Annotated in this window: 8 protein-coding genes and 1 tRNA gene; 1 reads left to right on the top strand and 8 read right to left on the bottom strand. The window is 35.2% G+C overall.

The window, feature by feature from the left end; genetic code table 11:
• The 4 genes from A9G30_RS07670 to A9G30_RS07660 form a co-directional block, all read right to left on the bottom strand.
• The coding region (locus A9G30_RS07670) for a hypothetical protein (protein WP_065588573.1) at positions 1-965 on the bottom strand (965 nt) is incomplete at its 3' end.
• Between the two features lie 276 nt (positions 966-1,241).
• A complete protein-coding gene (locus A9G30_RS07665) occupies positions 1,242-1,442 on the bottom strand; it encodes a hypothetical protein (RefSeq protein WP_141672038.1) in 201 nt (66 codons plus the stop codon).
• Positions 1,443-1,475: 33 nt separating this feature from the next.
• Positions 1,476-1,574 (bottom strand): phage integrase, encoded by a 99-nt coding sequence (locus A9G30_RS13630; protein WP_442903444.1) that lies wholly within the window; start codon positions 1,572-1,574, stop codon positions 1,476-1,478.
• Positions 1,575-1,838: 264 nt separating this feature from the next.
• Positions 1,839-1,914: transfer RNA gene (locus A9G30_RS07660), tRNA-Lys, on the bottom strand.
• Between the two features lie 288 nt (positions 1,915-2,202).
• Between A9G30_RS07660 and A9G30_RS07655 the strand changes: the two genes are divergently transcribed.
• Positions 2,203-2,874: an OmpW family outer membrane protein gene (locus A9G30_RS07655; protein WP_065580373.1), complete on the top strand. Its 672-nt coding sequence runs from the start codon at positions 2,203-2,205 to the stop codon at positions 2,872-2,874.
• A 51-nt stretch (positions 2,875-2,925) separates the two neighbouring features.
• On the opposite strand, the gene A9G30_RS07650 is transcribed toward A9G30_RS07655, so the two are convergent.
• The 4 genes from A9G30_RS07650 to A9G30_RS07635 form a co-directional block, all read right to left on the bottom strand.
• Positions 2,926-5,784, bottom strand: coding sequence for a valine--tRNA ligase (locus A9G30_RS07650; protein ID WP_065580372.1), 2,859 nt, complete (start codon positions 5,782-5,784; stop codon positions 2,926-2,928).
• Between the two features lie 200 nt (positions 5,785-5,984).
• Positions 5,985-6,833: a pantoate--beta-alanine ligase gene (gene panC, locus A9G30_RS07645; protein ID WP_065588571.1), complete on the bottom strand. Its 849-nt coding sequence runs from the start codon at positions 6,831-6,833 to the stop codon at positions 5,985-5,987.
• A gap of 5 nt (positions 6,834-6,838) precedes the next feature.
• Entirely contained in the window at positions 6,839-7,693 is an 855-nt protein-coding gene (gene panB, locus A9G30_RS07640) for a 3-methyl-2-oxobutanoate hydroxymethyltransferase (protein WP_065588570.1), read from the bottom strand.
• Complete coding sequence (locus A9G30_RS07635; protein ID WP_065588569.1) at positions 7,690-8,532, bottom strand: Rossmann-like and DUF2520 domain-containing protein; 843 nt, start codon at positions 8,530-8,532, stop codon at positions 7,690-7,692. Before A9G30_RS07635 ends, panB begins: the two co-directional genes overlap by 4 nt.
• Between the last annotated feature and the right edge of the window lie 192 nt (positions 8,533-8,724).

The raw sequence follows: 8,724 nt of genomic DNA, 5'->3' as shown, positions 1-8,724 counted from the left end.
GCTTGGTATATTGTTCTTTTGTTATATTGATTTAGTAATTCAATGTTATTTCTATCATAATAAACATGGATTATATTACCTTGAACTTCTTTACATCTTTCAATCACTTTATTATGGTAGTCCGATGTCCATCCTTGTGTTTCTGCAAATTTATTTAAATTTGTGAAAGAATAAATGACAAAAGACGAAGAATTTAAATTAAATTCAGTAATAGAGTTTATATTATCTTCAAGGCTATTAAAGCCCCTATCTGAAAGCAATACTGAATGGTCATCATAACAATTTATAGTTATTGTTTTGTAATTGTCTTTATTTTCATATATATTTCTGGCTAAAGACTCCAACATGTTAATTTTTTCTCCTTTATGCTCAAATTCTATTAAAAGCATAAATAAACCTTTTAGCCATAACTTGTATTGTTCTTCACTTACATCTAAAAGGTTATATAAATAATTCAGATGTTTTGCTTCCCCATTTATTATCTTTCTATATATTCCTTGGTATTTCTTGTCAGTTGGTATATATTGTAAAATTGGTTTTAAAGTATTAATTGTTTTCTTTATACAGAAAGGATTTCGAAGTGAATTAAGTGTTTTAAGTATAAAAATATTAAACAATTCATTAAGAATATCTTTGTTTCTATTATCTATTTTTTTAAGTAAGCTTTTTGTATGCATAATTATGTTTGATTCATATTTATTAAATAATAATTCAAAGTTATAACGTAATTTTTTAGATTCATCATCCACGTCAAAACTATATAAATCAAAGATAGACAAATTATTCTCAATTAATCTTCCATTATCATTTTCTAATTCAATTTTAAATGATTCTCGGTTAACAATGTTAAATGAATAGATTCTTTGTTTGCTAGGTTTAGCATCCGGATTAATTGCATTTAATCTTTGTTCTGCTTGGGAAATATAGTGTTGATTTATAGTTTGATTGATAAATTTTTTTGTCATATTGAACCCAATGGATTCACCTTTACCACATATTCAAAATGCTCAGGTGCAAAATGCGCATATCCCATAGTCATTTTGATGTCGGTGTAGCTGGGGGTTTTTTGTAATACTAAAATATTACCACCATTCACCATAAAATGGCAGGCAAAAGTATGCCGTAAAACATATGTTAACTGGCGATCTGGTAATTCAATACCGGTTATGTCGATTGCTGAATGGAACGCTGAGTAACAAGACGTAAATAAGGTGTGGGGGTTCCGTTAAATAACTTGTCACTTATTGGAATGGTTCGATTACCTTTGGTATTGATATAGATGATCTTACTGTCTTTAACTTGAGGGCTTTTAGGTTTTCGGGTTCGCTCCAACGTGCGTCAGTTGCTAAACAGATTTTAACGATAACAGTTAAGTCTTTAGCCGTACTTTGCTCACATGATAAGACTGAGCCATCAATTTGCTTTTTTGTTAGATTAGCCATTTCTTGCTCATCGGTTTTAAATGAGCGCATTTGTTAAAGTGAGTTGTTGTGTTTCCACTCCCCTAGCCGAATTAACTTATTAAACACGGATTTAAAATACATTAATTCAAAACGCATTGTGCGTGGGGCAATTTTTTATTCTGTCAGCCCGAAATATTTCACCATCAATACGCTTTTGAGCTAAAGCAATAGGTCAATCTCGGCACTAGATTTTACTAGCACACAGCTAATCTAGCGAAAGAGCATATCCATGCCAATAATTTTTATTTTGAAATGGTAGGAAACAGATTATATACGATTATAAAAAATTGCACCGCCATTTTACCGCCACTTGTTATTTTCATAGGAGTTTCTAAGGCAGGATTTTTATATAACTTATTGATTTTATATTATAAATGGTGGGTTGTGAGGGGATCGAACCCGCGACCAATTGATTAAGAGTCAACTGCTCTACCGACTGAGCTAACAACCCACAGGAATTTATATAGGTATTCTATATAAATTTAACCAACATTGCAAATTACTAATCAATTTTATTTATTAACAATTTGAGATAAATCTCAAAAATATCAAATTTAATATGATAAGATGATTAAAACAATATAATTACTCTATTTAACTTTAATTTCTCATTGGTTAATAGTTACTACCCTTAGCAATTAAAATTTAATACAGCTTTTATGAAAATAATTTAGATTGTTATTGTTTTTAGTGCTTCAACAAGATTTTATGTCATAAATTATAAATAAGGAGGCAAAGAATGAAAATATCATCGGTAGCTATGGTGATTTCAATGGGGTTAGCAAGTTCAACTGCTTATGCACATACTGCAAATGAAATTATTATCCGAGGTGGACCTGTTTATGTTCACCCTCAAGATAAAAGTGATCATGTCAAAGTAGGCGGAGCAAAAACTGATCTAAAAGCAAAAGCGGATAACGACACTCAGCTTGGATTAAACTTTCAATATATGGTTACAGATAATATTGGTGTTGAATTATTAGCTGCAACCCCATTTAGCCACCAAGTTAAATTAGGAGGGGGAAATTCAACAGGGCTTTCTGGCGCTCATCTTGGTAAAATCAAACATTTGCCACCTACATTAAGCGCTGTTTGGTATCCACTTGATTCACAATATGAGTTACAACCCTATGTTGGATTAGGCATAAATTACACGTTCTTTTTTGATGAAAAACTTAGTAGAGAAGCTAAAAATGCAGGATTTCATGGTTTAGATCTTGATAGTTCTTGGGGATGGGCTGCACAAGTCGGTACAGATTATACCTTTAATAATAATTGGCTTATTAATGCTCAGATCCGTTATATTGATATTGAAACTAAAGCAACTACTCATTTAGGCAATACTAAAGTTACAGCTAATTATAAACTTGATCCATGGGTTGCAATGATTGGTGTGGGCTATAAATTTTAATTTAATAACGCATAAAAAACCTCTCATCTGAGAGGTTTTTTATTACAAAGATTAGAGATTTTTTATTGCAGCATACTGCTCTTGCAGTTTTGCTTTATCATCAATATAACCTTGTTGTTTTTCTTTCTCTTTGGCAACAACTGCTGCGGGAGCCTTGTCAACAAAGCTTGCATTAGATAATTTATTAGTAATGCGAGTAATTTCACCTTCAATGCGAACAATTTCTTTCTCTAAACGAGCAAGTTCATCTTCTTTATTAATTAATCCCGCCATCGGCATTAATAATTCTGCACCATCTACTAATTTTGTTACCGATAATGGTCCACTTTCACCTTCATCTAATAATACTATTTCAGATAATCTAGCGAGTGATTCAATAAAGCTAATATTATCGCTAATGATTCGGTGCACCGTTGGTGTTGCTTTGCGAATTAATAATTGCAAAGGTTTGCTTGGTGCAATATTCATTTCAGCACGAATGTTACGAACCGCAATAACAACATCTTTAATCCAATTGATATCGGCAACAGCTTCATTATTTAAATGCTGTTTATCACAAGCAGGCATTGGCTGTAACATGATAGTATCAGCTTTGATTTTCATTAATCCTTTTACATTTTGCCAAATTTCTTCAGTAATAAATGGAATAATAGGATGAGCAAGACGCAGCAAAGCCTCTAAAACAGTAACTAAGGTGTGACGAGCCGCGCGTTGCTGTGAAGATTCACCATGGGCTAAAATAGATTTTGTTAGCTCTAAATACCAGTCACAGAATTGGTTCCACGTGAACTCATATAGAATGTTAGCAGCTAAATCGAAACGATAAGTATCAAAAGCTTCACGATAAGCCTTAACTGTTTGATTAAATTCAGCCAAAATCCATTTATCCGCTAGAGAGTAGTCAAAATCGCCACCATTAAATCCACAATCATGCCCTTCTGTATTCATCAATACATAACGGCTAGCATTCCAAAGCTTGTTACAGAAGTTGCGATAACCTTCCAAGCGTTTTAGATCCCAATTGATATCTCGTCCTGTTGAAGCTAATGCGGCTAAAGTAAAACGTAGTGCATCCGTGCCGTGAGCTTCTATACCATTAGGAAATTGTTTTTGAGTGCGTTTAGCGATTTTTTCCGCTAATTGAGGTTGCATCATGTTGCCAGTACGCTTTTCTAATAGTTCTGGTAGTGAGATGCCATCAATCATATCTAAAGGATCGATAACATTTCCTTTAGATTTTGACATTTTTTGCCCTTCTTCATCACGAATTAATCCAGTTACATAAACCGTTTTAAATGGAACCTGTGGCTTGCCATCTTTATCTTTAATAAAGTGCATAGTCATCATGATCATTCGCGCAACCCAAAAGAAAATAATATCAAAGCCAGTAACTAAAACATTAGTTGGGTGGAACGTGGCTAAATCATCAGTCTTATTCGGCCAACCTAATGTTGAAAATGTCCAAAGCGCTGAAGAGAACCAAGTATCAAGCACATCTTCGTCTTGGTTAAGCTCAATATCATCAGCAAGGTTATTTTCTCGACGCACTTCCGTTTCATCTCGCCCGACATAAACATTTCCTTGTTTATCATACCAAGCGGGAATACGGTGTCCCCACCATAATTGTCGAGAAATACACCAATCTTGAATGTCATTCATCCAAGAAAAGTACATATTTTCATACTGTTTTGGCACAAATTGAATATCGCCATTTTTTACCGCTTCAATGGCAGGCTCTGCAAGCACTTTAGCACGTACATACCATTGATCGGTTAGCATAGGCTCAATAACAACACCACCACGATCGCCATATGGAACGGTTAAATCATGTGGCTCAATTTTGTCTAAAATACCCTGTGATTCACATTCTGCCACAATCGCTTTACGTGCGGCAAAGCGCTCTAAGTTTTGGAACTGAGCTGGAATTGTTGTTTCATATGCTTCGCTTGGCTCGCCATTAGTATCAAATACTTGAGCTTGCTCACCAATATGACCATCAAAAGTTAAGATATTTATCATTGGTAATTTGTGGCGTCGCCCTACTTCATAGTCATTAAAGTCATGAGCTGGCGTGATTTTTACGCAACCAGTACCTTTAGTCATATCGGCATGCTCATCTCCAATAATCGGTATACGACGATTAACAAATGGTAATACAACAAATTTACCAATCAGATCCTTATAACGCGGATCTTCAGGATTAACAGCAACACCGGTGTCCCCCAATAAAGTTTCAGGACGGGTTGTAGCAACAACTAAATAATCTTTACCTTCAGCTGTTTTTACGCCATCAGCTAATGGATAACGTAGATGCCACATTGAACCTTTAACCTCACGATTTTCAACTTCAAGATCTGAGATTGCTGTACGCAATTTGGGATCCCAATTGACTAAACGTTTACCGCGGTAGATTAAATTTTCTTGGTATAATTGGACAAAGACTTCTTTAACTGCATTTGACAAACCTTCATCCATTGTGAATCGTTCACGATCCCAATCAACCGAATCGCCCAAACGTCGCATCTGCTTGGTAATGCTTCCTCCAGACTCTGCTTTCCATTGCCAAATTTTTTCGATAAATGCATCACGCCCATAATCATGCCGCGTTTTATTCTCTTCAGCGGCAATTTTCCGCTCAACCACCATTTGCGTTGCAATACCAGCATGATCAGTACCCGATTGCCACAAAGTGTTATTGCCTTGCATACGATGATAGCGAATTAAAGCATCCATAATAGTTTGTTGAAACGCATGCCCCATATGTAAACTACCCGTTACATTTGGCGGTGGAATAGCAATACAATAACTTGGTTGAGACTTGTCACCATTGGGTTTGAAATAACCGCTTTCTTCCCAATGTTTATAAATAGGTTGTTCAATTTCGTGTGGATTATAAGTTGTATTTTTCATAATAGATGCACAAATCCTGATTTAAAGCATAAAATGGTTGCTATTCTACAGTAAAATAGCCAAACAATAAATTGGCATAACAATAAACTCACGGATTTAATCTGCTTTTTAAGAATTTTTATCAGAGAATGAATTACAAAAAAATACCGCTGACTATTAAGCGGTATTTTCATAATTGTCACTCATAATTTTGTCTACAGTTATTGCTGTTGGTAAATAAAATTATCAATCAATCGTGTTTTACCAATATAGACCGCCAAGGCACATAAACTATCTTTGGCAAGCATATTAATCGATGCTAATGATGCTAGATCGACAAATTCAATATAGTCAATTTTAGCCAAAGGTTGGTTGGAAATAACATCATCCATTGCTTTCTTAATAACTGTTACTGACTTTTCGCCCTGCTTTATCATTTTTTTAGCGCATTCAATTGCTTGATAAAGACAAACAGCAGCCTTACGTTCATTTTCAGATAAATAGCTATTACGTGAGCTTTTAGCCAAACCATCTGCTTCGCGCACAATCGGGCAACCGATAATATCAATATCGAAATTTAGATCACTGACCATCCGTTTAATGACAGCTAACTGTTGCGCATCTTTCTGCCCAAAATAGGCGCGATCGGGTTGAGTAATATTAAATAATTTGGTAACAACCGTACATACACCTTTAAAATGTCCTGGGCGCCTTTTTCCACATAACGCATCTGTTAAGTTATTCACATCAACATAGCTACTAAAATTAGGCATATACATTTCACTTGCCGTTGGGTGAAAAATCAAATCAACGCCCATTTGCTCACAAGCTATTTTATCTCGTTCTAAATCGCGTGGGTAACTATCTAGATCTTCTGACGGACCAAATTGTATAGGGTTAACAAATATGGTCACAATTACTTTTTGGTTATCTTTTTTAGCCGCAGCCATTAAACTTTGATGACCTTCGTGCAAAAATCCCATTGTTGGAACAAGACCAATACTATAACCTGCTTGTCGCCAAACTTTAACTTGTTCTCGCACTTGTTTTATTGTCGTTACAACATTCATTTGTATTAACCCTTTTTGTTAACAGTAAATTCAAGTTTAAGTTTTTCTATAATGTCGTTATCAATGGCGAACTCATGAATTGCCGCTGGGAACTGTTGTTCATTGACTTCTTGACAATACTGTTTAAAAGCTTGTTTCATTTGATCGCCAATTGACCCAAAAGATTTTACAAATTTTGATGATATGCCATCATACATGGATAACATATCTTGATAAACAAGCACTTGCCCATCACAATTCACGCCAGCGCCAATACCAATGGTAGGTATGCTTACTAATTCTGAGATAATTTTTGCTAAATCAGCAGGCACACACTCTAATAAAATGGCTACAGCGCCGGCTTGTTCAACCGCTAAGGCATCAAGAACAATATTTTTAGCCTCTTGGTAATCCTTGCCTTGAACTTTATATCCCCCTAAAGCAAGCACGGATTGAGGCATTAATCCTATATGTGCAACAACAGGAATCGAAGCTTGCGTAATCATTTTGATATGCTCACAAAATGCTTGCCCTCCTTCAAGTTTAACTGCTTGCGCTTGACCTTCTTTAATTAAGCGACCCGCATTTAAAACAGCATCGTAAACCGAGGTGTGATAAGACATAAAAGGTAAATCTGTGACAACAAATGCGGATTTTGCTGCTCTTGCGACCGCTTTTGAGTGGTGGATCATATCATCCATCGTAACCGATACAGTGCTATCGTAGCCAAGCATAACCATACCTAAAGAATCACCAACTAATAAACAATCCACACCACTTTCGTCCATCAATTTGGCTGTCGTATAATCATACGCCGTCAACATGGTAATTTTCTGACGGTTTTGTTTACGCTTTTGTAAAGTAACAATAGTATTTTTCAAGATAACAACTCCAATTCTAATTGTCGATAATCCTTATTTGGATGCTTTGTTCGACTCATTTTAAGTAAAATAGCGGATAATTGTTGATAAATAGACTTATATTCGGCTGGCAAAGCATTTAAATGTTGTTTAATTGTTTCAACATCTCCTCGCTCAACAGGCCCAGTTAAGGCTCCAATAACCCCCACACGGCAAACCGCATTAGCATTATCTAGAAATAAAGCGTGCCAAGCCTGTTCAGTAAATTCTTTGTCTAATCCACTTTGAGCCAGCAAGCTAGTCCCAACTTGTGCTAAAGCAATAACTTGATTACTTAACATAACACAAGCAGCATGATAAAGATGCTTTTTCTTGGCTGAAAGGATCGCGATAGGATTTTTTAATAGGCTTAAACGCTTTTGTAGCTGAAAAATCACGTTGTTATTAGCTTCTAACGTAAAAAAAACTTTCGGCATGGCATGATAACAATCAAACCGATCATATATGGCATATAAGGGGTGTAAAGAAAAAGCCAAAGGATGAACAGATTGATTATTGATAAAGATATGCGATGTAAGCAAACCACTACAGTGACCAATCCATTTATTAGTAATAGGCAACAGACAAAGATCTTGCCAAACATTAGTTACTTGGTCATCGGGCACTGTGAGCAATAAGCAATTACAGTCATTAACTAAATCAGCTAAAGTTGAATATGCTTGGCTTTGGGTAAAATCGCTCGCCTCTTGTGTGTGAGCATAGGTTCGACTATAAAATCCCGCTACCTTTATGCCACATAAAGTAAAATGCTTTGCTAGTGTACATCCTACTTTACCTGCACCAATAAAACCAATAATCATTATCAATATAAATTGTTTAATAATTATCGCATTATAGCCCAATCGGTTTGATATTCAATCAATTTAACTATTGATAACAAATAAAATTGATTGTGGTATTCCTAATATCAAGTAGAGACAAAATCACTAAAAAACAGAAACTTATTTGCAATTCAAGTACAGAAAAACAAGCCCTCCGATAAAAAGATGTTT

It is taken from the genome of Gilliamella sp. Fer4-1, from assembly GCF_001690515.1.
GTDB classification, from domain to species: Bacteria; Pseudomonadota; Gammaproteobacteria; order Enterobacterales; family Orbaceae; genus Gilliamella; species Gilliamella apicola_C.
Note: the sequence above shows the minus strand (reverse complement) of the source record. Positions and strands in the feature narration are given on the sequence as shown.